25 protein-coding genes and 1 other RNA gene are annotated in these 23,992 nt (G+C 65.8%); 8 read left to right on the top strand and 18 right to left on the bottom strand.

Annotated elements, in window-relative coordinates:
• Window positions 1-104 precede the first annotated feature (104 nt).
• Both KR767_RS04770 and KR767_RS04765 read left to right on the top strand, forming a co-directional pair.
• Window positions 105-1,052 carry an ABC transporter ATP-binding protein gene (locus KR767_RS04770; RefSeq protein WP_166952113.1) on the top strand — a complete coding sequence of 316 codons (948 nt, stop codon included), beginning with the start codon at window positions 105-107 and terminating at the stop codon, window positions 1,050-1,052.
• The gene (locus KR767_RS04765) at window positions 1,049-1,810 is read left to right on the top strand and encodes an ABC transporter permease (RefSeq protein ID WP_250878287.1); all 762 of its coding nucleotides are present in this window, start codon (window positions 1,049-1,051) and stop codon (window positions 1,808-1,810) included. Before KR767_RS04770 ends, KR767_RS04765 begins: the two co-directional genes overlap by 4 nt.
• A gap of 89 nt (window positions 1,811-1,899) precedes the next feature.
• Here the strand turns inward: KR767_RS04765 and KR767_RS04760 are convergent, their stop codons facing one another.
• A complete protein-coding gene (locus KR767_RS04760) occupies window positions 1,900-2,406 on the bottom strand; it encodes a DUF1993 domain-containing protein (protein ID WP_166952109.1) in 507 nt (168 codons plus the stop codon).
• 103 nt (window positions 2,407-2,509) lie between these two features.
• Here KR767_RS04760 and KR767_RS04755 point away from each other — a divergent pair, with 103 nt between their 5' ends.
• The gene (locus tag KR767_RS04755) at window positions 2,510-3,106 is read left to right on the top strand and encodes an FUSC family protein (protein WP_250878286.1); all 597 of its coding nucleotides are present in this window, start codon (window positions 2,510-2,512) and stop codon (window positions 3,104-3,106) included.
• Window positions 3,103-3,792: a VIT1/CCC1 transporter family protein gene (locus KR767_RS04750; protein WP_250878285.1), complete on the top strand. Its 690-nt coding sequence runs from the start codon at window positions 3,103-3,105 to the stop codon at window positions 3,790-3,792. Before KR767_RS04755 ends, KR767_RS04750 begins: the two co-directional genes overlap by 4 nt.
• An 84-nt stretch (window positions 3,793-3,876) precedes the next feature.
• Here KR767_RS04750 and KR767_RS04745 read toward each other — a convergent pair whose 3' ends face one another.
• Together KR767_RS04745 and KR767_RS04740 are read right to left on the bottom strand one after the other, a co-directional pair.
• Entirely contained in the window at window positions 3,877-5,229 is a 1,353-nt protein-coding gene (locus KR767_RS04745) for a GGDEF domain-containing protein (RefSeq protein WP_250878284.1), read from the bottom strand.
• A 73-nt stretch (window positions 5,230-5,302) separates the two neighbouring features.
• Window positions 5,303-6,550, bottom strand: a complete 1,248-nt coding sequence (locus KR767_RS04740; RefSeq protein WP_250878283.1) for a TCR/Tet family MFS transporter — start codon at window positions 6,548-6,550, stop codon at window positions 5,303-5,305.
• A gap of 451 nt (window positions 6,551-7,001) precedes the next feature.
• Between KR767_RS04740 and cysK the strand changes: the two genes are divergently transcribed.
• Both cysK and KR767_RS04730 read left to right on the top strand, forming a co-directional pair.
• Complete coding sequence (gene cysK / locus KR767_RS04735; RefSeq protein WP_166952096.1) at window positions 7,002-7,955, top strand: cysteine synthase A; 954 nt, start codon at window positions 7,002-7,004, stop codon at window positions 7,953-7,955.
• Window positions 7,956-8,239: 284 nt separating this feature from the next.
• Window positions 8,240-8,530 (top strand): hypothetical protein, encoded by a 291-nt coding sequence (locus tag KR767_RS04730; RefSeq protein ID WP_166952094.1) that lies wholly within the window; start codon window positions 8,240-8,242, stop codon window positions 8,528-8,530.
• Between the two features lie 111 nt (window positions 8,531-8,641).
• Here KR767_RS04730 and KR767_RS04725 read toward each other — a convergent pair whose 3' ends face one another.
• From KR767_RS04725 to KR767_RS04675, 11 genes are all read right to left on the bottom strand, one after another.
• On the bottom strand, window positions 8,642-11,434 hold the full coding sequence (locus tag KR767_RS04725) for an AAA family ATPase (protein ID WP_250878282.1): 2,793 nt from the start codon (window positions 11,432-11,434) through the stop codon (window positions 8,642-8,644).
• Window positions 11,427-12,143: a hypothetical protein gene (locus KR767_RS04720; RefSeq protein WP_250878281.1), complete on the bottom strand. Its 717-nt coding sequence runs from the start codon at window positions 12,141-12,143 to the stop codon at window positions 11,427-11,429. The genes KR767_RS04725 and KR767_RS04720 overlap by 8 nt, the downstream gene beginning before the upstream one ends.
• Window positions 12,136-13,446, bottom strand: coding sequence for a hypothetical protein (locus tag KR767_RS04715; RefSeq protein ID WP_166952087.1), 1,311 nt, complete (start codon window positions 13,444-13,446; stop codon window positions 12,136-12,138). The genes KR767_RS04720 and KR767_RS04715 overlap by 8 nt, the downstream gene beginning before the upstream one ends.
• 2 nt (window positions 13,447-13,448) lie before the next feature.
• The gene (gene folE / locus KR767_RS04710) at window positions 13,449-14,045 is read right to left on the bottom strand and encodes a GTP cyclohydrolase I FolE (protein ID WP_166952084.1); all 597 of its coding nucleotides are present in this window, start codon (window positions 14,043-14,045) and stop codon (window positions 13,449-13,451) included.
• Window positions 14,046-14,591: 546 nt separating this feature from the next.
• Complete coding sequence (locus KR767_RS04705; protein WP_166952082.1) at window positions 14,592-16,043, bottom strand: DNA recombination protein RmuC; 1,452 nt, start codon at window positions 16,041-16,043, stop codon at window positions 14,592-14,594.
• A 117-nt stretch (window positions 16,044-16,160) separates the two neighbouring features.
• A complete protein-coding gene (rpiA, locus tag KR767_RS04700) occupies window positions 16,161-16,817 on the bottom strand; it encodes a ribose-5-phosphate isomerase RpiA (protein WP_250878280.1) in 657 nt (218 codons plus the stop codon).
• Complete coding sequence (locus KR767_RS04695) at window positions 16,814-17,272, bottom strand: EVE domain-containing protein (protein ID WP_166952079.1); 459 nt, start codon at window positions 17,270-17,272, stop codon at window positions 16,814-16,816. Before KR767_RS04695 ends, rpiA begins: the two co-directional genes overlap by 4 nt.
• On the bottom strand, window positions 17,269-17,880 hold the full coding sequence (locus KR767_RS04690; protein WP_166952078.1) for a 5-formyltetrahydrofolate cyclo-ligase: 612 nt from the start codon (window positions 17,878-17,880) through the stop codon (window positions 17,269-17,271). Before KR767_RS04690 ends, KR767_RS04695 begins: the two co-directional genes overlap by 4 nt.
• 110 nt (window positions 17,881-17,990) lie before the next feature.
• A non-coding RNA gene (gene ssrS / locus KR767_RS04685) (6S RNA) lies at window positions 17,991-18,173 on the bottom strand.
• An 8-nt stretch (window positions 18,174-18,181) separates the two neighbouring features.
• Window positions 18,182-18,490: a cell division protein ZapA gene (locus KR767_RS04680; protein ID WP_166952076.1), complete on the bottom strand. Its 309-nt coding sequence runs from the start codon at window positions 18,488-18,490 to the stop codon at window positions 18,182-18,184.
• Between the two features lie 10 nt (window positions 18,491-18,500).
• On the bottom strand, window positions 18,501-18,725 hold the full coding sequence (locus KR767_RS04675) for a TIGR02449 family protein (RefSeq protein WP_166952074.1): 225 nt from the start codon (window positions 18,723-18,725) through the stop codon (window positions 18,501-18,503).
• A gap of 98 nt (window positions 18,726-18,823) precedes the next feature.
• Here KR767_RS04675 and KR767_RS04670 point away from each other — a divergent pair, with 98 nt between their 5' ends.
• Window positions 18,824-19,390 carry a UPF0149 family protein gene (locus KR767_RS04670; RefSeq protein ID WP_243853337.1) on the top strand — a complete coding sequence of 189 codons (567 nt, stop codon included), beginning with the start codon at window positions 18,824-18,826 and terminating at the stop codon, window positions 19,388-19,390.
• A gap of 38 nt (window positions 19,391-19,428) precedes the next feature.
• Window positions 19,429-20,673, top strand: a complete 1,245-nt coding sequence (locus tag KR767_RS04665) for an aminopeptidase P N-terminal domain-containing protein (protein ID WP_250878279.1) — start codon at window positions 19,429-19,431, stop codon at window positions 20,671-20,673.
• 122 nt (window positions 20,674-20,795) lie between these two features.
• Here the strand turns inward: KR767_RS04665 and cydX are convergent, their stop codons facing one another.
• The 4 genes from cydX to cydP are packed head-to-tail and all read right to left on the bottom strand — an operon-like array spanning window position 20,796 to window position 23,868.
• Window positions 20,796-20,927, bottom strand: a complete 132-nt coding sequence (gene cydX / locus KR767_RS04660) for a cytochrome bd-I oxidase subunit CydX (RefSeq protein WP_166952069.1) — start codon at window positions 20,925-20,927, stop codon at window positions 20,796-20,798.
• A 12-nt stretch (window positions 20,928-20,939) separates the two neighbouring features.
• Window positions 20,940-22,070, bottom strand: coding sequence for a cytochrome d ubiquinol oxidase subunit II (gene cydB / locus KR767_RS04655; RefSeq protein WP_166952066.1), 1,131 nt, complete (start codon window positions 22,068-22,070; stop codon window positions 20,940-20,942).
• A gap of 11 nt (window positions 22,071-22,081) precedes the next feature.
• On the bottom strand, window positions 22,082-23,650 hold the full coding sequence (locus tag KR767_RS04650) for a cytochrome ubiquinol oxidase subunit I (protein WP_250879119.1): 1,569 nt from the start codon (window positions 23,648-23,650) through the stop codon (window positions 22,082-22,084).
• On the bottom strand, window positions 23,650-23,868 hold the full coding sequence (gene cydP, locus KR767_RS04645) for a cytochrome oxidase putative small subunit CydP (protein WP_166952060.1): 219 nt from the start codon (window positions 23,866-23,868) through the stop codon (window positions 23,650-23,652). The genes KR767_RS04650 and cydP overlap by 1 nt, the downstream gene beginning before the upstream one ends.
• Window positions 23,869-23,992 lie beyond the last annotated feature (124 nt).

Here is a 23,992-nt window from a genome sequence, read left to right as displayed (position 1 = left end):
AAGCACCCGGGTCGTGAGTGCTGCGCAGACCACGGTGCCGTTGGTTTCCCTCGGTTGATCCCCACACTACCATCGGCCCTCATCATCTGACCCCTTCGGAAACCATGACTCCCAGCGAACCGATCGCCGACGCCATCGTCTCGGTACGTGGCCTGTCCAAAACCTACAAGAGCGGTTTCCAGGCACTCAAGCGCGTGGATCTCGATATCCGTCGTGGCGAGATCTTCGCGCTGCTCGGCCCCAACGGGGCGGGCAAGACCACCCTCATCAGCATCGTGTGCGGCATCGTCAACGGCAGCGAAGGCAAGGTCGTCGTCGATGGCCACGACATCGCGCGAGACTATCGCGCGGCGCGTGGACTCATCGGCCTGGTACCGCAGGAGCTATCCACCGATGCCTTCGAAAGCGTCTGGGCCACGGTGAAGTTCAGCCGTGGCCTGTTCGGCAAGGCGCCCAATCCGGTCTACCTGGAGCGCATCCTGCGCGAGCTTTCGCTGTGGGAGAAGCGCGACGCGAAGATCATGACGCTCTCCGGCGGCATGAAGCGCCGCGTGCTGATCGCCAAGGCGCTTGCCCACGAACCCCGCGTGCTCTTTCTCGACGAACCCACGGCGGGCGTTGACGTGGAGCTGCGCCACGACATGTGGCAGATGGTGCACCGCCTGCGCAAGTCGGGTGTCACCATCATCCTCACCACGCATTACATCGAAGAAGCCGAGGAGATGGCCGACCGCATCGGCGTCATCGCGCGCGGCGAGCTGATGCTGGTGGAAGACAAGCACACGCTGATGCGCAAGCTGGGCAAGAAGCAGCTCTCGCTGCAGTTGCAGTCGCCGCTGGCGGCAGTGCCTGCCGGACTGGAAGGCTGGCCGCTGGAGTTGTCCGACAACGGCCAGACCCTGGTCTACACCTTCGACACGCAAGGCGAAGACACCGGCATTGCCGAACTGCTGCGCAAGCTCGGCGAGCTGGGCGTTGACTTCAAGGACCTGCGGTCCAGCGAAAGCTCGCTCGAAGACATTTTCGTCAGCCTTGTCAGGGGACACGGATGAACATCCACGCAATCCGCGCCATCTACCGTTTCGAGATGGCCCGCACGTTCCGTACTCTGATGCAGAGCATCGCCTCGCCGGTGCTTTCCACCTCGTTGTACTTCGTGGTGTTCGGCGCGCCCATCGGCTCGCGCATGGGCGACGTGGGCGGCGTGAGCTACGGGGCCTTCATCATTCCCGGCCTCATCATGCTGTCGCTGCTCAACGAGAGCATCTCCAACGCGGCCTTCGGCATCTACATGCCCAAGTGGGCTGGCACCATCTACGAGCTGCTGTCCGCGCCGGTATCGTACGTGGAGGTGGTGATCGGCTATGTTGGGGCGGCCGCGACCAAGTCGGTGATCCTGGGCCTGTTGATCCTCGTGACGGCGCGACTGTTCGTGCCGTACCAGATCATGCATCCGTTCTGGATGGTGGGCTTCCTGTTGCTCACGGCCATCACGTTCAGCCTGTTCGGTTTCATCATCGGCCTGTGGGCGGATGACTTCCAGAAGCTGCAGGTGGTGCCGCTGATGGTGATCACACCGCTGACCTTCCTGGGTGGTAGCTTCTATTCCATCTCGATGCTTCCGCCGGTATGGCAGAAGATCACGCTGTTCAACCCGGTGGTGTACCTGGTGAACGGCTTTCGCTGGAGCTTCTACGGCAAGGCCGACGTTAACGTGATCGTGAGCGCAGGCGCTACGGTGGCCTTCCTGCTCATCTGCCTGGCCGTGGTGTGGTGGATATTCCGCACCGGCTGGAAACTAAAAGCCTGACGATTCACTGTAGGAGCGCGCCTTGCGCGCGACCGGACGTGACGTGATATCCGGTCGCGCGCAAGGCGCGCTCCTACAGAAAATGCGGTTTAGCGGGCGCCGATGAAATCCATCTTGCCCAGCACCACGCCCACGCCGCGCAGGATGGCGTAAGCGGTCGTACAGTGGAAATACACGTTGGGCATCACGAAGCCCAGCAGGTAATCCTGGCCGTTGAACTTCGTTTCGCCGCTGCGCGACTTCACCACGACTTCGCGCGTCTCGCTGCCGTCGATCTGTGCGGGGGTGAAGGCGTTGAGCATGCCGATGACCTTCTCGATGCGCGCCTGGAGCTGCTCGAAGGTGGTCTCGTCATCGGCCATGGACGGCACGTCCTGGCCGGCGAGGCGGTAGCCGGCACCCTTGGCCATGTCGGTGGCGATCTGCACCTGGCGCACCAGCGGAAACATGTCGGGAGTGATGCGCGTATGCAGCAACACTTCCTCGGCGATGTGACGCTCCTTCGCATGCTCGGCGCCCTTCTTCAGCACGGCGGACAGGTTGTTGAGCGCGCGGACGAGGACAGGGATGGAGACCTGGTACATCGAGATGGACATGGGTGGGACTCTCTGCGAGGGAACGGCCGGTATGGCCGGAAGGCGGCTATTGTGGGGGCTCGTTGGCGGCCCGTCGACGGCCTTCGACGGTAGGATGTCGTCCATGAGCCCACCCGATCCGAAGACCCCGCGTTCCGATGCCATCCGCATCCTGCGCCTGCGTCGCGCGCAGCGTTTGCTCGATCACCTGTTCCGCGACCTGCCCCTGCGACGGCGCGCGCGCCTGGGCCTGTTCATGGCGTTCAAGACCATGGCCTCGGCCGGCCTGGCCTACGGCGTGGGCTGGCTGGCGCACCCCGGACAGGCCTACTGGGCCGCCATCAGCGCCATCGCGGTGACCCAGCCCCATTTCGGCGATACCCGCGGGGCGGGGCACGACCGGGTGCTTGGTACCCTGTTCGGCGCCGTCGCAGGCTTGCTCGGCCTTTGGGTGGGCGGTACCGGCGACCTGTTTTCCTTCCTGCTTGCGCTGTGCCTGGTCACGGTGGCCTGCTGGCTGGCCGGCGCGGGTGCGGCGGCGCGCGTGGGCGGCATCACCTCGGCCATTGTCCTGCTGGTGCCGGCCGAAGGGCCACGCTGGGAAATGGCAGCCTGGCGACTGGGCGAGGTGTTGTTCGGTACCTTGTGCGCGCTGGCCATCGGCTGGCTGGTGTCCCGCCTCGAAGAGCGGGTGGAACGGAAGGAAGAGGATCAGGCGTGAATCCACGTCACAGTGAAGTACACCGCGTCGGACGACTGGGCTGGCTACGCGCCGCCGTACTTGGGGCGAACGATGGCATCCTGTCCACGGCCAGCCTCGTGGTGGGCGTGGCCTCGGCCGAGGCCAACCCCGCCAACGTCATGATCGCAGGCGTTGCCGGCCTCGTCGCCGGAGCGATGTCGATGGCAGCGGGTGAATACGTCTCCGTGCGCTCGCAGGCCGACAGCGAGCACGCCGAGCGAACACTGGAGTCGCGCGAGCTGCGCGAAGACCCGAAGGGCGAGCTGAAGGAGCTCACTGAAATCTACGTGCATCGCGGGCTGGAGCGCGACCTCGCTCGCGAGGTCGCCACGCAGCTGATGGCGCACGATGCCCTCGGTGCGCATTTACGCGACGAGCTGGGCATGTCGGACGAAACCGCCGCGCGTCCCGTGCAGGCCGCCGCCGCCTCGGCGGTGAGCTTTGCCAGCGGTGCGGTGCTGCCCATCCTGGCAGCGGCACTGGCGCCACGCGACTACGTCACCGTCGCCATCGTGGCCGTCTCACTGGTGGCCCTGGCGATCCTTGGTGCGGCATCCGCCCGCATGGGTGGCGGCAGCGTGCCGCGTTCGGTCCTGCGCATCGTCTTCTGGGGCGCAGGTGCCATGGCGCTCACCGCCCTGGTAGGCCGCCTCTTCGGCGTCTAACTGTAGGAGCGCGCCTCGCGCGCGACCGGGGTGACGGGCGAGTTGATGATTTTCGCGATGACCGGTCGCGCGCAAGGCGCGCTCCTACCCGATGACGCAGCGGTTGCGGCCGCCGTTCTTCGCCGTATAGAGCGCGAGGTCCGCGCGGTCGAACACCGAGCGCGGCGTGTCGCCGGGCCGGAACTGGGCCAGCCCGATCGAGGCGGTTACCCGCACCGGCTGGCGCGCGGCGTGGAAATTGAGATGCTGCACCTTGCCGCGCAACCGCTCGCACACCTGCAACGATTCCGTTTCGTCGGCGCCGTCGAAAATCACGATGAACTCCTCGCCACCGTAGCGCGCCACGAAGTCCACCGGTCGCACGTATTTCACCAGTGCCTGTCCGATGATGCGCAGCACGGCATCGCCCGCCGTATGGCCGTAGGTATCGTTGATGCTCTTGAAGTGATCGATATCGATGGCCGCGATGCTGAGCGGGCGCGAGGTGGCCACCCAGTTCTCGAACACCGTCTCGATCCGTTTTTCGTAAGCCAGCCGGTTGGGCATGCCGATCATGGTGTCGGTCTGCGACAGCTCGTGCTCACGCTCAAGCGAGCGCTGCAATGCATTGCGCTCGGTTTCCAGCTGCTCCACGCGCAGGCGCATCGCCTCCGCGCGTTCGCGGTAGGCAGTAAGACGCGCCCCTTCGCGGTCGCGGAACTCGCGGAAGCATTCGGAGATGGTTTCCAGGCTTTCGTTCACGCGCTCGCGCAGGTCGTGCACGTCGTCCAGCTCCAGCGCGGCTTCGCCCAGCAGGCGCATCTCGTGCGCCACCGAGGCATCCAGTGCCTGGCCGTTGGCTTCCCCGGTGGACTGGTCGACCAGCTCGCGCGACATGTACTGGGTCATCTCGTCCAGGCGACCGGTGACATGGCGCAGCACGGCCTGGAGGGCGTCGATCTCGCGTTGCAGGCCGATGCGCTGCTCGTTGACCAGGTCGGCGAGGCGGTCGCCGCAGGCCGCCAGGGCCACCAGGTCGCCGGCATCGGCCACGTCGTGGCGAAGGTCGTTGGCCCGGTCGGCGAGCTTGGGCAGTACGACGATGCGATCCACCAGGCGGCTCAGCGACGACTGCACGGACGAACCATGCTCCGTGCGCTGGGGGCGGGTGATGGGAATCGGAGGCGCTTCGCGGACACCCTCGCGCTGGGCGCCGAGATTGTCGATGGCGTCGCTCAGCTCGCGCACGAGTGGCTCAAGCGATTCGGAGGCACCTTGCATGGCGCCATTGAGTCGTTCGATATGCGGATCGATGCCGTCGTTGGCGCCAAGGGCCACACGCGACAGGCAGCCGATCAGCTCGCGCAGCAAGCCTTCGGCGTCGCGCCACTGGGCCTCTTCACGGCGCAGCCGCTCGACGGCCTCGACATACTTGCTTTCCCACTGCGGGTTGTCCAAACGCCTGCCCCAACACCGTTGCATTGATATGCCGAAATCCGGCACATCTTACGCCGATAAAGGGTGTTTTGGCTTACTGCTCCGTTACCGCGACCGCATCCGTGTGGGTAGCCCTGGCCGCCACCACGATGCCAACCGCGACGAGTGAGGCGGCCAGCAGGAAGGGGAAACCGGGCAGGTGCACCGTGCGCTCGGGAGAGATCCAGTAGGCGAAGATCTGGGCGAACAGGAACGGCCCGAAGATGCCCGCGAAGCTGCCCAGGCTGGCGATGGCGCCTTGCAGCTTGCCCTGTTCGTCATGGGCCACGTGACGGGTCATGAGCGCCTGGATCTGCGGTCCGGCCAGTCCCCACAGCGACATGATGGGAATACCCACCAGGAACATCCAGCCGGTCGGGGCGAGGCCGAAGATGAGGAACGCCACCACGCCGAAACACATGCCAGCCAGAAGCACGGGGCGCTCGCCGAAGCGCGCGGTCAGCCGGCCGGTGAGCACGGCCTGCACCACACCGTCGCTGATGCCCACCAGGCCGAGCACCAGGCCCACCGCCTGCGGCCCCCAGGCGTAGCGGAAGTCCGCGTACAGCACGAAGACCGTCTGCAAGACATAGTGTGCGAGATAGAACAGGAAGATCACGATGGCCAGGCCGGCCACCTCACGATGCCGGCGCAGCATCTTCAGCGCGCCGATGGGGTGGGCGCTATGCGGCTCGAAACGCTTGGCCCGTTTCTCCGGCGGCAGCGATTCGGGAAGGATGAACAGGCCATAGAGGAAGTTGAGCAAGGCGAGGACGGCCGCGACCCAGAAGGGCAGGCGCAGGTCGATCTCGCCGAGCAGGCCGCCCAGCGCGGGGCCGACGATGAAGCCCAGGGCGAATGCGCCACCCATCAGGCCGAACACCCCGGCGCGCTTCTCCGGCGGCGTGGTGTCCGCGATATATGCGGTGGCGGTGGTGTAGCTGGCCGAGGTGATGCCCGAGATGATGCGACCGACCATCAGCAGCCACACGGACGGGGCGAGCGCCATGAAGATGAAATCCAGCCCCAGTCCCAGGTTGGACAGCAGGATGACCGGCCGCCGGCCGAAGCGGTCCGAGAGCGCGCCCTGGATCGGCGCGCAGAAGAACTGGATGGCCGCGAAGACGGTAGCGAAGACGCCCACCCACCACGCGGCCCGGGAGACGCCACCGCCGGCCATTTCCTCGATGAGGTGCGGCAGCACGGGGATGATGATGCCGAAGGCGAGGATGTCGATCAGGATGGTGACGAAGATGAACGTCACCGCGGCAGCGCGGGCGGGGCGGGGGAGGATCGTGTCCATGATGGCCTTGGCGTTCCCGTCGTAGGGTGAGTCAGGTCGTGGCGCCACGCTCGGCACCGTGCAATACGGCGATAAAGGTATGCCCGGCCAGTCTGCCCGGCCGGCATGACATTCGTGCTGACGGGAATTCCCTCCCCCCAGGCCGGCCATTATCAGGCCGGAAACCGCCACGACCGGCGCGAACCCGGCAAGACCGCAACTCCCTTGTGTAGGAGCGCGCCTCGCGCGCGACCGGATCAACGCCGTGAACCACCCGCTTCGATCCGGTCGCGCGCGAGGCGCGCTCCTACAGGGGAGGGTGGGTCACGAGGTAGCCGTCGTGGTTCAGGTCCATCCGCAAGCATTCCATATGGACGTCTAAACATGCGAATACACCGAAAGGGGGTTTGTGATGCCAGCCATGGTGGGAGTACCTTTGAACCCTTGTCCTTTCCAGTCACGGGAACCGCTCATGATCCACGAAAGCATCCTCGACACGATCGGTCGTACACCCATCGTACGCCTGCATCGCGTGGCACCGTCGCACGTCAGCCTGTATGCGAAGGTGGAATCGTTCAACCCGGGCGGTTCGGTGAAGGACCGTCTCGCGATCGGCGTGATACTCGATGCGGAAGCCAAGGGCCTGTTGAAGCCCGGCGACACCGTGGTGGAAGCCACTTCCGGTAACACGGGTGTCGCACTGGCCATGGTCTGCGCGGCCAAAGGTTACAAGTTCGTGGCGACGATGGCCGAGACCTTCTCGGTGGAGCGGCGCAAGCTGATGCGCGCCTACGGCGCCAAGGTGATCCTCACGCCGGCCGCCGAGCGTGGCACCGGCATGGTCCGCCGTGCGGAAGAACTGGCGAAGCAGCACGGCTGGTTCCTGCCGAGGCAGTTCCAGAATCCCGCCAACCCGGCCTATCACCGCAGCACCACGGCAGCGGAAATCATCCAGGATTTCGCCGGGCGCCGGCTGGACGCCTTCGTCACGGGCTGGGGCACCGGCGGCACGCTCACCGGTGTGGGCGAGGTGCTCAAGGTGGCGCGTCCCGAGGTGAAGATCGTCGTCTCCGAACCGGTCAATGCGCAGCTGTTGCAAGAGCAGGGATTCAACCCCCACAAGATCCAGGGCTGGACACCGGACTTCGTGCCCGAGGTGCTGAATCGCAAGGTGTTCGATATCGATCTTCCGGTGGATGAAGTGCTGGCGCGCGATACGTCGCGTCGCCTTGCGTCGGAAGAAGGATTGTTCGTCGGCATCTCGGCGGGAGCCACGGTGGCGGCGGCGCTCAGGTTCGCCGAGACGGCTGAAGCGGGAAGCGTTATTCTTGCGATGCTGCCCGATACGGGTGAGCGGTATCTCTCCACCTTCCTCTTCGAGGGGGTGAATGAGGGTTCTGATGATGAGTGGTTGAACGCGCTCTGAGGTCTTTGCGAGGGGCGCTGCTGCGTTTACTTGTGCGTGGCGTCAGGCAGGGGTCGCGCGCGAGGCGCGCTCCTACAGGGGCAGGGCAAGCCTCTGTGGGGGGCGCGGGGCAACGTAAGCCTTTGTAGGAGCGCGCCTCGCGCGCGACCGGTGATACAGCAACCTGTACGCTCCCCCACCCTGTGCCCGCACGCACAGCACGCTCCTGCAGCCGTGACGTGCTCAACGCGTTTTCGTCACGCCCTGGGCTTCATGGTGGTCTCCATGCCTCAAGGAGACACGCCATGACCCTCTTCCGCAAAAGCCTCACCCGCGAACTGACCGGCCGTGCGCAGCGCCTGGCGGGCTCCATCACGCATAACCGCACGCATGAACTGAAGGGCGCCGCCCGGCAGTACACCGGCCACGCCGGCGTTGTCGCCAGCCGTGCGTTGACCCAGGTCCGCCGTCACCCGCGTACCGGCATCGCCATCGGCGCAGGACTGGGCATCGCGGCACTCACCGCCGCGTGGCTTCTGGCCCGTCGCCATCGCGCCGAGCAGGATGTCTACGACGAATACGATCCGACGCGCTGACACCCCGGTTCGCGCCAACCACACCCTGTAGGAGCGCGCCTTGCGCGCGACCGGTCATGCGATACACCTCGCATATACCGGCCGCGCGCAAGGCGCGCTCCTACAATGATCTCAGGCGACTTCGGCGCGGCGGCGTAGTACGGCCAATGGCTGTGCCCAGGTAGACCCGGGGCGACGCTTGCTCGTCACCAGCGTCAGTTCCGACGGCTGGAATACATTGACGTTGTGCGTAGCCGGCGTGGTGAGAATGTACTGCGCGCGGGTGGACTTCAGGAACGCGCCCACCTTGTCGATGTTGAAGATATCCAGGTGCGCGAACGGTTCGTCGATGAAGACGAAGCCGCCGGGACGATCCTCGTCGCGCATCAGCGCCACCAGCAGCAACAGCGACTTCATCACCTGCTGGCCTCCCGACGCCTCGCCGTCGTCCATGCCGATCCAGCCCTTCTTGTCGAACTCGAAACGCACCTGCAACGCTGCGGATGCGAGCGCGAGGTCGTCGTTGCTGAGTTCCGGCAGGTCCACGTCCACGCCGATGCCCGCAAGCTCCGCGAGCACCTTCAGGTTCTTCGCGTAACGGCGCACCGTATTGCGCAGCACCTGGATATACGCGCCGCGTGCTTCGTGGGTGATCTTGCCCGCGCGTTCCAGATGGAGGCGACGCTTGTCGAGATCGTGTTTCAGGCCCTCATGATCGGCCCAGAGCTTTTCGCGCAGGGCGACGACGCTCGGATCCTGTTCCCAGTGGCCCTCTTCAAGACGACGCTCGATGCGGTCGATTTCACGGCGCACCGCGGCCGGTGATTCGTAGCGCTCGCGCAATTCGCTGGTGGCCGTGCGCGTGCGATGCGCAAGCGACACCTGCTTGCGCTTGCTGCGGAAAGCCTTCAGGCGATCCACCTGCTCACCGCGCAGCTGATGATGCTGGCGCACCGCCTCGGCGAGCTGGTTCTGCACGGAACGCTGTTCACGCGCGGCGTTGTCACGCGCGTTGGACGTCTTCAGGCGCTTCTCGCGCACATCTTCGTAATGCTGCTCGGCGGCCACATGGCTGTCGGCCGTGCGCTGCACGTCTTCCTGCAAGCGCGGCTGCTGCTCGCGGGCTTCGTTGAATTCATCGGCACGATCGGCGAGCTGGCTGCTGGCGCTGGCGCCACGCAGCACGCCTTCGGCATCGCTGGCCTGGGCCATGGCCTGCTTGCGCTCTTCGGCGATCTCACGCAGGCGGGTTTCGACCTCGCGCAGTTTCGCTTCGCCATCGCGCAACTGGCGATCGCGTGCCGCTGCACCGAAGTACATGTCGTCCACGCCAAGGTGGCGGCCGCCGCGGCGTTCGCGGAAATACCCTTGCGGCGTGATCCAGTCCTGCTCGCGACCGAACTTCGAGCCTTCGGCGATATCGTCGACGCGGCGGATGCGGTCGAGATTGCGCAGCAGCCAGTCAGGCGCGGCGGCGGAGAATTCCACCACTTCCAGCAGCGAGCCGCGCGTGGCCGCATCGGCCGGCGCGCGGTCGGCCACCACGAAATGCTTGTAGCGCAGCTGTTCGCCGAGTTTCCAGGCCTTCTCGCGGTCGCGCGGGTCGTCCAGCAGCACGACATGGCGATACCCCGCCAGCACGGCTTCCACGGCGGGCTGCCAGCGCGGCTCGACGATTTCGACGATCTCGCTCAGCATGCTGTGGCGGATGCCGGCCTCGTCGAGCGCGCGACGGAACGCGGCTTCGAAATCCGGGGTGTAGCGGCGCCCGCTACGCCATGCGGCGAGCTGCGTGGTGAGCGTGGTGAGCGACTGGCGAAGGTGGGTTTCCTCGCCTTGCAGCACCGTGATCCTGGCGCGGGCTTCGCGAGCAATATCGGCCAGGCGTTCGTGATCGGCGCCGCCCTGTGCGGCGATCATGTCGCGCAACCGGGTTTCCTGGCGGATCAGCAGGTCGTTCTGGGCCAGCGCGGCACGCGCGGCGTCGAGGCTCTTCTGCGTGGCCTGACGGCCGATGTCGGCTTCGTGCTGTTCGCCGCGCAGCGCTTCGCCGGTGGCGTCCAGCTCGGCCAGCTGGCGGGTGAGTTCGACATCGCGCTGTTCCAGCTCGCTGGCGCGGCGCTTTACGCCGTTGAGCTGCGGACGCGCACCACGCACGCTCGCACCGAGATCGGCCAGCTCGGTGCGCGGCAGGATATCGGCTACCAGCGTGACGCGCTCGCTCTTGAGTGCGTTCCATTCCTGAAAGGAACGGGCGCGCGCTTCGGCTTCCTGCAGGCTCACGCCGATCAGCGAAAGCTGGTGTTCCAGGCCGTGCTGCTCGCGGTCGGCTTCGTCCTGCTCGTTGCGTGCGCGCTGGTAGTCATCGAGTACCACCTTGTCGCCGAACACGTCGAACACGAGATCAAGCAGCGCCTTGGGCGGCAGCTGGCAGAGCTTGTCGGTGGCGCCCTGTTCCAGGGTGAGCACGCGGCGGATCGCCTGCGACAGGCCCGCGCCTTCCAGACGCACGCGGTAGTCGCGCAGGCCCATGAAGTCGTTGCGTGCCTCGATCTCTTCCACGCTCACGTCGCCGCCGAGCACGGCGTACTGGCGGGTCCACTCGCCGCCCTTCTTCTGGATGCGGCAGGCGAGGGTGACCTCGCGGTCCATGATCGGGAAGAACGGGCGCTCGCCGTTGGGGCCGGGGATATTGCCGACACGGGCCCGCAGCCACGCGAAGGGCTTGCCGTTGTGACGCAGGTAGCTCTTGTAGTCGCGGTTGCCGGCGCAGTCGATGGTGAGCAGCGTGCGCAGGGCATCGAGCAAGGTCGTCTTGCCGGAGCCGTTGGGGCCCACGACGGTGACGATGTTGGTGTCCAGCGGCAGGCTGAAACGCTGCCAGTAATCCCAGTGGACGACTTCGAGGCTGCGGAAATCAAACATCGGTGTGTTCCTCCACGCCGGTGTCGTCCAGCGGCTCGTCGTCGGCGTCGTCTACCGGGCCGGCGGATGCGGCGCGCGAGGCTGCATCGGCCAGCAGGTCGCCCAGCGCGCCATCGAGGATGCGGCGGGCGGTGCGTTCGTAGTCGAAGGCGAGGTCGAGCAGCGGACCTTCCGCCACTTCGCCCTTGCGGCGCACGATGAAGCCCAGGCGGTTCAGCGTGCCCAGGTTGAAGTTCACGCGCGTCTTGCCGCCGAGCTTGTCAGCGAAGTCGGCGATGAGCGTGCGTTCGGCGATCACCGGGGACAGCGTGGGATCGCGCGGGATGGGTTTTTCTTCGGCGAACATCTGGCTCTGCGACGCGGCGGCATCGGCATCCTGTCGTTCCACCTGGCGCTGGCGCTTGGGCAGCACGATGAGCGCCCAGATCACCACGAGCAGGGCAACGCCGTCACGGTCGAGCTGCAAGGTGTTGGAGATCCAGCTGTCGCTGCCGCCGAACACGGCGCGTTCGCTCTTGCGCGCCACGGCCAGGCCGATATACGCGGCGTAGGGGTGCTCGCGCAGTTGCAGGCCCACGGCGTCGAGGCGGCGGTCCAGTTCATCGCGGTACGCCGGGTCGAGCAGCGCCTTGCGCGCCTGTACGTCATCGCGCGGCAGCCAGCGTTGGGCGAGCAGCCGGGTTACCAGGCTGGCGGTATCGTCATGCATCGGTGGTGTCCTTCGCGTCGCCGCGCGGACGCAGGCGTCCGGCGCTGACCAGCGCGATCTGGGGCAGGTCGGGATCGATCAGCACGGGCTCGATTTCGAGCGCCAGCGGCAGGCGGGCGAGGTCGGCCGTGCCGCCTTCCAGCGCCGCCGACTCGGGGTCGCCGAGCAGGCCAAGCAGGGACAGGCGGTAGGCCGACAGCGCGTAGTCGTCGCCGATCAGGGTCTCGGACAGCTCGCGCGGCGCGGCGATGCCGGCCAGTTCCGCGTGCCAGTCTTCGAGGTGGCGAAGGTCTTCCTCGCCCATGGGCAGGTCGGCCGTGTCCGGCGGTTCTTCCGCGCCCGGCAGGGTGGTGACCTCGGCGGCCAGGCGTTCGCGTTCGAGCAGTTCGAATTCCGCGACGTCGAGCGCGATCTGGTCGTGGATGAAGGGCGCGGGCAGGGGCAGCAGGAGCTGGCCGTCCTCGAAGCCGGCCAGCGTGTCGGCATCCTGTGCGCGCAGCCAGCCGACCAGGTCCGACGACGACAGGCCGGTACGGCCCAGGTGCACGCGGTGCTGGTCGATCTTGTTGAGTTCGCGCTGGAAGGTGCCGGCCTGGCGGAGCAGGGCACTTTGCGCACGACCGACGGCCTGGGCCAGGCGATGCGCGGCCGGTTCCATCTCGTCGCCCTCGGTGATGGCCGCGACGACGCTCGTGCCTTTCTCCACCCAGGTCCACACCGATTCCAGGCGCTCGGCGGCGCGGCGGATGCGGTGTTCGGAACCGGAGAGCACGGCGCGGTCGAAGTCGTCCTTCAGCTCGGTGAGGCGCGAGAGCAGGTGACCCAGTTCATCGGTGGAAATGCGGCCCACGGCCTGTCCGGCGGCGAGCTGGGCGGTGAGGTAGCCCAGGCCGTCGTCGTCACCGTTCTCGAATTCCAGCATCGTCGCCAGCGCGGCCAGCGCCTTGCGGCCGATCGTGCTGATCCGGTAGCGCATCGTCTCGTTTTCCCACGCGATGAGCTCGTGGTCCTTGAGGCGTTGCACCACCGTTTCGAGCTTCACCGGCTCGACATAGGCGAACTGGTCGCGGATTTCCTGCGGTGCCCAGTCCGGTGCATGCGGGCGGTTGCCCAGCGTGCGAAGCACCAGCAGGCGCAGCAGCACCTGTTCCTCGGTGCCGTGGAACAGCGCCGAGAAGGTGCGCAGCAGGGGACGCCCCCGCAGCAGCGGGAAAAACTCGGGAACATCCTCTGCGACGACGCCGTCGCGGAAGATATCCTGCAGGCGTTCGTCGTGGACGGTAGTGTCAGTGGGTCCGTTCAAGTTCAGCGGCGGTCGACGCCGACGAACCGGAGGAATTCGCCGCGTGTGCGCGGGTCTTCCCGGAAGCTGCCCAGCATCTGGCTGGTGACCATCGACACGCCGCGCTTGTGCACGCCGCGGGTGGTCATGCATTCGTGGCTGGCGTCGATCACCACGCCGACACCGCGAGGACGCAGGGTGTCTTCGATGCAGTGGGCGATCTGTGCGGTGAGTTTTTCCTGCACCTGGAAGCGGCGGGCGAAGCCATCCACCACGCGGGCGAGCTTGCTGATGCCGACGACGCGGTCGGTAGGCACGTAACCGACATGAGCGCGGCCGATGATCGGGGCCATGTGATGTTCGCAGTGGCTTTCGAACTCGATGTCGCGCAGCACGATCATCTCGTCGTAGCCGGCCACTTCCTCGAAGGTGCGGCGCAGGTATTCCGCCGGATCTTCGTCGTAACCCTTGAACCAGTCGCCATAGGCCTTGACCACGCGCTTTGGCGTATCGAGCAGGCCTTCGCGTTTCGGATCCTCGCCGGCCCACAGGAGCAGGGTGCGCACGGCTTCCTCGGCCTGTTCGCGGGTGACCGGACGGGACCTGGACTCGTCGCTCATCGGGGCGAATTCCTTACAAGAGACAATCGCGTATTGTAGCCCGCCCACCACCCGATTACCTCACCCCCGTCGTTCCAGCGAAAGCTGGAACCCAGCGCGGTGCAGCCGGTTGTCGCGATAACGCCCCCCTACGCCAAAGCCGATGCAGCGCCCTCGCCATGCTGACAAACCGGGGCGCTGGGTTCCTGTTTTCACAGGAACGACGGGTAGGGGAGCTAACGCAACCCCGCCCGAAGCCGTCGTTCCAGCGAAAGCTGGAACCCAGCGCGGTGCAGCCGGTTGTCGCGATAACACCCCCCTACGCCAGAGCCGATGCAGCGCCCTCGCCTTACTGGCCAACCGGGGCGCTGGGTTCCTGTTTTCACAGGAACGACGGGTAGGGGAGCTAACGCAACCCCGCCCGAAGCCGTCGTTCCAGCGAAAGCTGGAACCCAGCGCGGTGCAGGCGGTTGTCGCGATAACATCCCTACGCCAGAGCCGATGCAGCGCCCTCGCCTTACTGGCCAACCGGGGCGCTGGGTTCCTGTTTTCACAGGAACGACGGGGTTAGAGGCCTTCCGACTCGCTATCGCCCTCGCCCGGTTCCTCATCGGGCACCAGGTCGAGTACACGCTGCGACTCGTCGCCGCCCAGGGTTTCCACGCCGCGCAGCTTGCGCTCGATGGCCCGGGTGCGGACCTCGGCGCCGTCGATGCTCTTGCGCACCGTATCGAGCTGTTTGCGGGTCTTTTCCAGCACCACGCCGAACTTGCCGAACTCGTTCTTCACAGCCCCCAGCACCTGCCAGACCTCGGATGAACGCTTCTCGATGGCCAGGGTGCGGAAGCCCATCTGCAGGCTGTTGAGCAGGGCGGTGAGGGTGGTCGGGCCGGCCACGGTGACCCGGTGCTCGCGCTGGAGCTGGTCGGACAGGCCCGGCCGGCGGATCACCTCGGCGTACAGGCCTTCGGTGGGCAGGAACAGGATGGCGAAATCGGTGGTGTGCGGCGGGGCCACGTACTTGCTGCGGATGCGCTTGGCTTCCTCGCGGACACGCAATTCCAGGGCCTTGCCGGCGCTGAGGATGCCATCGGCATCGGCGGCATCCTGGGCGTCCAGCAGGCGCTGGTAGTCCTCGACCGGGTACTTGGCGTCGATCGGCAGCCACACGGGCTCGCCGTCGTCGGTGCCGGGCAGGCGGATGGCGTATTCCACGCGCTCGGCCGAGCCGGGTACCGTGGCCACGTTGGACGCGTACTGCTCCGCGATAAGGATCTGCTCCAGCAGGGCGCCGAGCTGCACTTCGCCGAACGTGCCGCGGGTCTTTACGTTGGTGAGCACGCGTTTGAGATCGCCCACGCCGGCGGCCAGTGCCTGCATTTCGCCCAGGCCACGCTGCACGGCTTCCAGTCGCTCGGAAACAAGCTGGAACGACTGCCCCAGGCGGGTTTCCAGCGTGGACTGGAGCTTTTCGTCCACCGTGGCGCGCATCTGTTCCAGCTTGGCGGCGTTGTCCTGCTGGATGGCGGCGAGGCGGGTTTCCAGCGTGGCTCGCACATCGGCGAGACGCTTCTCGTTATCCGTGGTGAGTGCCGCCAGGCGCTGGTCGATGCGTTCGCCGAAATGCTTCAGCGTGAGCGAGGATTCCTCGCGGGTCTTGCGCGAGTCGTCGGCCAGGCCCATGCGCAGCGATTGCAGGCCATTGTCGGTGCGCTCGGTGAGCTGGTCGAGACGACGGCTGAAGCCTTCGATGCGTTCCTGCTGCAGGGTGGAAGCGGCCTGCAATTGTTCCTGCACGTGTCCACGGAACTGACCGAAGCTGTCGCCCAGTTCGCTGCGGCCGGCGCGTTGTTCTTCGCGCAGCACGGCTTCGAGGCGGCGGGAATCGTCGCGCAGGGCGTCGAAGCGAGCGGCGCCGTCATCGGTGGCGCGGCTGCGGGTAAGCAATACCACCAGCAGGCCCAGGCAGGCCAGGGCGATGACAAGAAGGGCGATAAGGAGAAGGGATTCGAGCGTCATGCCCCAAGGTTACCCGCTAAATATTGTAGGAGCGCGCCTTGCGCGCGACCGGCATGGCGATAATCTTCACATCATCGCGAACACCGGTCGCGCGCGAGGCGCGCTCCTACAGGGATACTAGATTTCGCGGTTGCCGACGATGACCACGTCGGCCGGGCGGCTGGCGAACAGGCCCACGCAGACCACGCCGGTGATCTGGTTGAGCTTGGTTTCCAGGCCCACGGGATCGGCGATGCGCCAGCCGTGCACGTCGATGATCCAGTTGCCGTTATCGGTGGTGACGCCATCGCGCCACACCGGCTGGCCGCCCATGGCCACGATCTCGCGCGCCACGAGGCTGCGCGCCATCGGGATCACCTCGATGGGCAGCGGGAACTTGCCCAGCACATCGACCTGCTTGGTGGCATCGATGATGCACACGAACTTGTCGGACGCCGCGGCGACGATCTTCTCGCGCGTGAGCGCGGCGCCACCGCCCTTGATGAGGCGCTTGTGCGGGTCGCACTCGTCGGCGCCATCCACGTACAGGTCGAGGCGGCCGGCGGCGTTCAGGTCGAGCACGTCGATGCCCAGCTTGCGCAGGCGCTCGCTGGAGGCCTCGGAACTGGACACGGCCGCCTTGATCTTGTCGCGATACTGCGCAAGTTCGTCGATGAAGAAATTCACCGTGGAACCCGTGCCGACGCCGATGATACCGCCCTTGAACGCGCCGTTGCCGACGTATTTCAGGGCAGCCGTTTCGGCGGCAAGTCGCTTCTCGTTGTCCTGGCTCATCGTTTTTCCAGCGTGAGGATGAAATCCCAGTCGCCCTTGGCGACCGGCATCACGGAGAGGCGGTTGCCCTTGCGCACCAGCGGCATGTCCACCAGTTCGTCGCGACCTTTCAGCTCGTCGAGCGAGATGGTGCGCTTGAGCTTGCGCTCGAATTTCACGTCCACGAGGAACCAGCGCGGTTCTTCGCGCTTGCTCTTCTCGTCGTAGTACTTCGACTTCGGGTTGAACTGGCTTTCGTCCGGATAGGCCGTGGAGGCCACCGTGGCGAGGCCAACGATGCCCGGCACGTCGGTATTGGAGTGGTAGAAAAAGATCTTGTCGCCGACCTTCATGCCGTCGCGCATGAAGTTGCGCGCCTGGTAGTTGCGAACGCCGTCCCAGGGCTCGGTGCCCTTGCGTTCCAGGTCGTCGATGGAAAAGGCGTCCGGCTCGGACTTCATGAGCCAGTACTTCATGCCTTCACGCCCGTGCAGTCGATAAGCTCTTTCTCGGTGGCCACGTAGTCGAGGGCGATGTCCCACTCCGCGGTTTCGAGGGTAGGCACTTCCTGGAACGAATACCCCACGCCCACCAGCAGGGGCTGGGCCGGGCGCTCCTTGTCGCGGAGGAATTCGAAGCTGCGGTCGTAGTAGCCGCCGCCAAAACCCAGGCGATTGCCGCGACGGTCGAAGCCGAGCAGCGGCACCAGCACCAGCTCCAGCTTGTCGGCCTCGATGATGCGCTCGGAGGCCTTCGGCTCGGGAATGCCCAGCTCGTTGGCCTCCACATCCTCGCCCGTGGTCCACGGGGCGAAGCGCAGACGGCGCTTGCCGCCCACCTTGGTGACGATGGGCAGGTAGAAGGTCTGCCCGCGCTCGGCCAGCGGCGCGATGGCGAGGTTCAGCGGCAGCTCGCCGCCCGTGGCCCAGTAACCAGCCACGTGCTTGTCGGTAAGGAATTCGGGGAGCTGTTCCAGCGAGGCACGCAGGCCCTGGGCTGCGGCGACGCGCTCGGCGGGTTTCAGCTCACGGCGCCGCTGGACGAGGTCCGCGCGCAGTTCACGTCTCTCGGGGAGCTTTGACATGGGTGGTTCAGCCGAACGGCACAGGCGGGATTGCCGTCGAGCCGCTCCCTCCGGTGCCGCGGAGGGAACGCTGACCGGTCGCGTGAGACCGGCCGGCGAAGAAAAGGGAGGCGTCCTCCGCCCTGCCGTTGCGCACCAAACGACCTTGATCCAAAGGATCAGGTGGGAGAACCACGTGACTTCAAGGCTTTCCGCACTTGGCGGACATGCGCAACCGTCACGTAAGGTCGACCCGGGGTCGTATGTAGGAACAAGGCAAATGTAAAGTGCACTGTCGAACAGCGCAGAGAACGCCCGACGCTTATTTTACAGAGCCGTCGACGAGCGCATCAAGCTTCTTTCGCAGGGCGGCCAGTCCGTCGGTCAGCACCTGTTCCTGCGAGGTCTGCTCCTTTCGGAGCGTAAGCAGCTCGTGGGCGATGCTCACGGCCGCCAGGACGGCGATGCGGTCGAAGCCGGGCACCTTGGCGTTTGACTTCAACTCGCGCATCTTGCCGTCGAGGAACTGGGCCGCGGCGACGAGTCCGGCGCGCTCATCGGGCGCGCAGGCGATATGGAATTCGCGATCGAGCAGGCGCAAGGCCACCGGTTCGCTGGTCATGGCATTCATGCTTGGTCTGTCAGCCCGTGTTCTCAAGCGCCTTGAGGCGCTGGATCATCGCTTCCACACGGCTGCGCGCCTGTTCGTTGCGCGCCATGAGGCTGGCCCGTTCACCGGCCAGTTGTTCCTGGCTGTGCCGCAGGCTGCGGTTTTCCTCGGAGAGGCGGCGAACGGTATCGACGAGCCGGTCGAGCGTAGCGCTCAGGGCTTCCAGTTCGGTCTTGAAGGCGTCCGGGGTCGTCATGAGGCGGACTATAACAGGGGAGTTGGCAGCCCGGCAGGTCCGATGCGATGACGGGTGCATTAGAATTCATGGTCGTATCCTGAAGGAGTGCCCCTGTCATGTCGGCCAACCTCACCGTCGATCCAGAAGACATCGCCGAGCTGATCGGGCGCTGCAAGCTTGCCACCAACGTCAGCGAGTTCCACGGCTCCCTGGTGGGCTTCATCAGTTCGGGCGGTCATTTCCCGGGCGACTCCGTGCTCGGCGCGCTGCAACTGGAGCCGGATCCCGCTCCCAGCGCCGATGAGACGGCCATGCTGGTGCGCCTGCGCCACCAGACGCAGGAATGGCTCGCCGATCCGGAGCTTACGTTCTCTCCCTGGCTGCCGGACGACGACGCCCCCATCGCCGAGCGTGCCGATGGCCTGACGGACTGGATCCGCGGCTTCCTCGGCGGGCTGGGCCTCGGTGGCTCGGTCGCGCGCAACCAGAACATGAGCGACGACGCGAAGGAGATCCTGAAGGACATGGCCGCCATCGCCGCCACGGAATTCGAATTCGACGCCGACGACGACGTGAACGACGAAAGCCTGATCGAGCTGGAAGAATTCGTCCGCGCGGGCGCCATGCTGCTGCATGCGGAGCTGGCGACGGGCCCGCACCCCACGAGCGACACGCTGCATTGATAGCGCCTGCCGAATACGCCCGGCGGCGCCGGGAGCTCATGCGCATGGTCGGCGAGGATGCGGTACTGATCCTCGCCGCCGCTCCCGAGCGCATGCGCAATGCCGATGCGCCGTGGCCGTACCGGCAGGACTCCGATTTTCACTACCTCACCGGCTTTGGCGAGCCGGAGGCGGTGCTGGCCCTGCTGCCCGGTCGCGCGCACGGTGAGACGGTGCTGTTCTGCCGTGAGCGCGACGCCGAACGCGAGCGCTGGGACGGCGAACGCATGGGCACGGATCGTGCCGCACGCGAGCTGAAACTCGACGACGCGTTTCCCATCGACGATATCGACGACATCCTGCCCGGGATGATCGAAGGGCGTTCGCGGGTGTACTGCCATTTCGGCCAGGAGCCCGACTTCGACGCCCGCCTGCTGGCCTGGATGCGCCGGCTGCGCACCGCGCGCGGCGGTGGCGTGGCACCGAAGGACCTGGTGGCACTGGGTCATCTTCTGCACGACATGCGCCTGTTCAAGTCGCGCGACGAACTGGCCCTGATGCGCCGCGCGGCCGAGGTGGCCGGTGCCGCGCATCTTGCGGCCATGGCCATGGCGCGACCCGGTGTCGCCGAATACGAGATCGAAGGGGAAATCCTCCGCACCATTCGCAGTCGTGGTGCGGTGCCTGCGTTTCCGCCCACGGTGGCGGGCGGTGCCAATGCCTGCATCATGCATTACCAGCAGAACCGCGCCACGCTGCGCGATGGCGACCTGCTGCTGATCGATGCGGGCGCGGAAGTGGAGTGCTATGCCTCCGATATCACGCGCACGTTCCCCGTAGGTGGTCGCTTCTCGAAAGAACAGCGCGCGTTGTACGACATCGTGCATGAAGCGCAGCTCGCGGCCATCGACGCCGTGCGTCCCGGTCGCTCGTTCGCCGACTCGCATGAGGCCGCGGTGCGGGTCATTGCCAGCGGGCTGTGCGCACTGGGCCTCATCAAGGGCAGTGTGGATCGTGTAATCGCCGAGGGCGCCTACAAGCCGTATTTCCCGAGCAAGACGGGCCACTGGCTCGGCCTCGACGTGCACGACGTGGGCGATTACCGCATCGACGGCGAACCGCGCGTGCTGGAAGAGGGCATGGTGCTCACGGTAGAGCCGGGCATCTACGTGCCACCGGACGATCGCACGGTACCCGAACGCTGGCGTGGCATCGGCATCCGCATCGAAGACGACGTGATCGTCACCCGCGGCACCCCCGAAGTGATGACGGCGATCGTCCCCAAGTCCCCCGACACCCTGTAGGAGCGCGCCTGCGCGCGACCGGGATTATCGCAAAGCCGGTCGCGCGCAGGCGCGCTCCTACAGAAGTAGGTGATCGCGATCTGTGGCAAAGAAAAAGGCCGCCTCACGGCGGCCTTTTCATCTCACGGTCCCTTCGGCAGCACATCCTTGCGTCGATGTGCCTCGTCATCCGAATGCACCTCGTACCACATCGCATTCAGCACGGCGAAGCTGCAGGCGAGGCCGAGGCCGAGAATCCAGGCGAAATACCACATGGCGGCGCTCCTTCAGTACATGCTGTGCGACTTGCGCACGTGTTCGAGAGTGACCCGGCCGCGCATCACGCGGAAGACCCAGCCGGTGTAGAGCAGGATGATCGGCATGAACACCACGGTCACGCAGAGCATCAGGAACAGCGTACCTTCGCTCGACGAGGCATCCCACACCGTGAGGCTCGATGTCGGGCTGGTGGCCGATGGCATCAGGAACGGGAACAGCGCGAAGCCCGCCGAGAGGATCGTACCGGCCACCGCCAGGCTGCTGCAGAAGAAACCCATGAAGCCGCGACGACCGATGAACACCTGAAGACCCAGCGCGCCGGCAAAGGCGATCACGGGAGCGGCCCAGAACAGTGGGTGCGTCAGGTAGCCCGCAAACCACGAGCCACCCATGGCCACCTGCTTGGCCAGCGGATTCGACACGCCATCGGTCACCACCGGACCGGCCACCGCATAGCCGGGAATGCCGTAGGCCAGCCACACGCCGGCGAGCACGAACAACACCACGTACACCAGCGAAGCGATACGCGAAACACGCACCGCGCGCTCGGCGATGACGTGGTCGGCCTTCATCGCCGCCCATGCCGCACCGTGCGCCAGCAGCATGCTGAGGCTCACCAGCCCGCTCAGCAGCGCGAACGGACGGAACAGCTGGAAGAACGTGCCATCCCAGGTCATGCGCAGGTCGCCGTCGAAGTGGAACGGCAGGCCCAGGAACAGGTTGCCGAAGGCCACGCCACAGACCAGCATCACGATGACGCCCGATGCGACCAGGGCGTAGTCCCACACGGCCTTCCACGTGGCGTTGTGCACCTTCTCGCGGAAGTTGAAGCCCACCGGTCGGATGATGAAGGCCACCAGTAGCACGAACATCGCCACGTACAGCCCCGAGAACGAGGCGGCGTAGAGCAGCGGCCACGCGGCGAATACCGCGCCGCCGCCGAGAATGAACCACACCTGGTTGCCTTCCCACGTGGGCTCGATGGTTTCCAGTAGCACCACGCGTTCGTGTTCGTCCTTGCCGAGCACGCGCAGCAGGGCGGCCACGCCGAAGTCGAAGCCATCCATGATGGCGAAGCCGATCAGCAGGATGCCGATCAGGGCCCACCAGATGATGCGCAGGGTTTCGTAATCGAACATGTCGTTCTCCTTTACGCCGTCTGCGCCGTGGTAGGAATGGCATCCGGCTTCTTCGGCCACATGCCGAGGCCGTCCGGTCCCTTGCGGGCAAACTTCACCATGAGGTAGCCGTCGATCACGGCAAGCGCGGTGTAGAACAGCACGAAGCCGCCGAGCGAGATCCATACCTGTCCGCTGGTGAGCGACGAGGCGCCCAATGCGGTGGGCAGCACGCCCTCGATGGCCCACGGCTGGCGACCGTACTCGGCCACGATCCAACCCAGCTCCGCCGCTACCCATGGCAACGGCAGGCTCCACAGTGCCACGCGCAGGAAGCGGCGGCCTTCAAGGCGGCGCTTGCTGGCGCGCCAGAACGCGTAGCCGAACAGGAAGATGAACCAGAAACCGCAGGCGACCATGATGCGGAACGACCAGAACAGCACCGGCACGTTGGGGATGGTGCTGTCGGCCGCCTTCTGGATGTCGTCCGGCGAAGCCTTGCGCGGATCATCCATGAAACGCTTCAGCAGCAGCGCGTAGCCCATGTCCTTGTCGTGCGCGGCGAGGATGGCCTTGGCCTGCGCATCGTTCTTGTTCTCGCGCAGGATCAGCATCGCATCGTAGGCCTTGATGCCATCGGCGATGCGCACCTTGGCATCGTCCACGAGGTCGGCGATGCCCAGGATCGGCTCGTCGATGGAGCGCGTGCCCATCAGGCCCATCACCCAGGGAATCTTCACGGCCGCGTGGGTCTGGTGGTTCTTCACGTCGGGCAGGCCGAACAGCGTGAACGCCGCCGGTGCCGGTTCGGTTTCCCACATGGCCTCGATGGCGGCCATCTTCATCTTCTGGTTTTCCGAGACGGTGTAGCCCGACTCGTCGCCCAGTACCACCACGGACAACGAGGCGGCGAGGCCGAAGCTGGCCGCGACCGTGATGGAGCGCTTGGCGAAGTCGATGTTGCGCCCGCGCAGCAGGTACCACGCACTGATCGACAGCACGAACATCGCACCCATGGTGTAGCCCGCGCTTACGGTATGCACGAACTTCGACTGGGCGACCGGGTTGAAGATCACCTCCTTGAACGAGGTGACCTCCATGCGCATCGTCTCGGCGTTGAAGGCTGCGCCCACCGGGTTCTGCATCCATGCGTTGGCGATGAGGATCCACAGCGCCGACAGGCTGGTGGCCAGGGCGAGGAACCAGGTCACCAGCATGTGCTTCAGCGGCGAGAGGCGATCCCAGCCGAAGAAGAACAGGCCGACGAGGGTGCCTTCGAGGAAGAAGGCCATCATGCCTTCGATGGCCAGCGGGGCACCGAAGATGTCGCCGACGTAGTGGGAGTAGTAGGCCCAGTTCGTGCCGAACTGGAATTCCATGGTGACGCCGGTGGCGACACCCATGGCGAAGTTGATGCCGAAGAGCACGCCCCAGAACTGGGTCATGCGCTTCCATACCTCGCGTCGGGTCATGACGTACACGCTTTCCATGATGGCAAGCATGAAGGCCAGGCCCAGCGTCAGTGGCACGAAAAGGAAGTGATAGAGCGCGGTCAGCGCGAATTGCAGGCGCGATAAGCCGACGACATCGGGGTCGACAATCATGGCTGGGTTCCCTGGGTAGAGGCAGAAGCGGGTGCGAGTGCGCGGCTGACGCCGGCGGGCGAAACATCGGCCCGGGGCAGCGGGCGTATGGCCACGTACCAGATGAGCATGAGCACCGCGAGTTTGGCGACGACGATCACCGAAAGCTCGAAAACGAGCTTCTTTAGTGGTTTGTCGCGCCATCGGCGGCGTTTGGTCGGAATGTCGTCAACCATGTGTACGACTCCAGCAATTCCCTTGAATATTCGCCTGGCATCGTAAGCCTGGCGGTTCCGACGCGAGCCATGGCCGATTGTCGCAACGGGCTGACCGCGTATCCTTGCGTTTTCCCCTGTCGCC

Origin of the sequence: Luteibacter anthropi, from assembly GCF_023699965.1 — a bacterium.
GTDB classification, from domain to species: domain Bacteria; phylum Pseudomonadota; class Gammaproteobacteria; order Xanthomonadales; family Rhodanobacteraceae; genus Luteibacter; species Luteibacter anthropi.
The sequence above is the reverse complement of the archived record's forward strand: the minus strand, read 5'-3'. Positions and strand labels throughout refer to the sequence as shown.

What these genes read in the sequence shown, in the direction of transcription:
- KR767_RS04675 (WP_166952074.1), bottom strand. Translation starts at nt 18,725, where the DNA reads ATGACGACCCCGGACGCCTTCAAGACCGAACTGGAAGCCCTGAGCGCT.
- KR767_RS04760 (WP_166952109.1), bottom strand. Translation starts at nt 2,406, where the DNA reads ATGTCCATCTCGATGTACCAGGTCTCCATCCCTGTCCTCGTCCGCGCG.
- KR767_RS04720 (WP_250878281.1), bottom strand. Translation starts at nt 12,143, where the DNA reads ATGCATGACGATACCGCCAGCCTGGTAACCCGGCTGCTCGCCCAACGC.
- KR767_RS04765 (WP_250878287.1), top strand. Translation starts at nt 1,049, where the DNA reads ATGAACATCCACGCAATCCGCGCCATCTACCGTTTCGAGATGGCCCGC.
- KR767_RS04755 (WP_250878286.1), top strand. Translation starts at nt 2,510, where the DNA reads ATGAGCCCACCCGATCCGAAGACCCCGCGTTCCGATGCCATCCGCATC.
- KR767_RS04770 (WP_166952113.1), top strand. Translation starts at nt 105, where the DNA reads ATGACTCCCAGCGAACCGATCGCCGACGCCATCGTCTCGGTACGTGGC.
- KR767_RS04680 (WP_166952076.1), bottom strand. Translation starts at nt 18,490, where the DNA reads ATGAATGCCATGACCAGCGAACCGGTGGCCTTGCGCCTGCTCGATCGC.
- KR767_RS04665 (WP_250878279.1), top strand. Translation starts at nt 19,429, where the DNA reads ATGCGCATGGTCGGCGAGGATGCGGTACTGATCCTCGCCGCCGCTCCC.
- rpiA (WP_250878280.1), bottom strand. Translation starts at nt 16,817, where the DNA reads ATGAGCCAGGACAACGAGAAGCGACTTGCCGCCGAAACGGCTGCCCTG.
- KR767_RS04740 (WP_250878283.1), bottom strand. Translation starts at nt 6,550, where the DNA reads ATGGACACGATCCTCCCCCGCCCCGCCCGCGCTGCCGCGGTGACGTTC.
- cysK (WP_166952096.1), top strand. Translation starts at nt 7,002, where the DNA reads ATGATCCACGAAAGCATCCTCGACACGATCGGTCGTACACCCATCGTA.
- KR767_RS04730 (WP_166952094.1), top strand. Translation starts at nt 8,240, where the DNA reads ATGACCCTCTTCCGCAAAAGCCTCACCCGCGAACTGACCGGCCGTGCG.
- KR767_RS04695 (WP_166952079.1), bottom strand. Translation starts at nt 17,272, where the DNA reads ATGAAGTACTGGCTCATGAAGTCCGAGCCGGACGCCTTTTCCATCGAC.
- cydX (WP_166952069.1), bottom strand. Translation starts at nt 20,927, where the DNA reads ATGTGGTATTTCGCCTGGATTCTCGGCCTCGGCCTCGCCTGCAGCTTC.
- KR767_RS04690 (WP_166952078.1), bottom strand. Translation starts at nt 17,880, where the DNA reads ATGTCAAAGCTCCCCGAGAGACGTGAACTGCGCGCGGACCTCGTCCAG.
- cydB (WP_166952066.1), bottom strand. Translation starts at nt 22,070, where the DNA reads ATGTTCGATTACGAAACCCTGCGCATCATCTGGTGGGCCCTGATCGGC.
- KR767_RS04670 (WP_243853337.1), top strand. Translation starts at nt 18,824, where the DNA reads ATGTCGGCCAACCTCACCGTCGATCCAGAAGACATCGCCGAGCTGATC.
- cydP (WP_166952060.1), bottom strand. Translation starts at nt 23,868, where the DNA reads ATGGTTGACGACATTCCGACCAAACGCCGCCGATGGCGCGACAAACCA.
- KR767_RS04705 (WP_166952082.1), bottom strand. Translation starts at nt 16,043, where the DNA reads ATGACGCTCGAATCCCTTCTCCTTATCGCCCTTCTTGTCATCGCCCTG.
- KR767_RS04725 (WP_250878282.1), bottom strand. Translation starts at nt 11,434, where the DNA reads ATGTTTGATTTCCGCAGCCTCGAAGTCGTCCACTGGGATTACTGGCAG.
- folE (WP_166952084.1), bottom strand. Translation starts at nt 14,045, where the DNA reads ATGAGCGACGAGTCCAGGTCCCGTCCGGTCACCCGCGAACAGGCCGAG.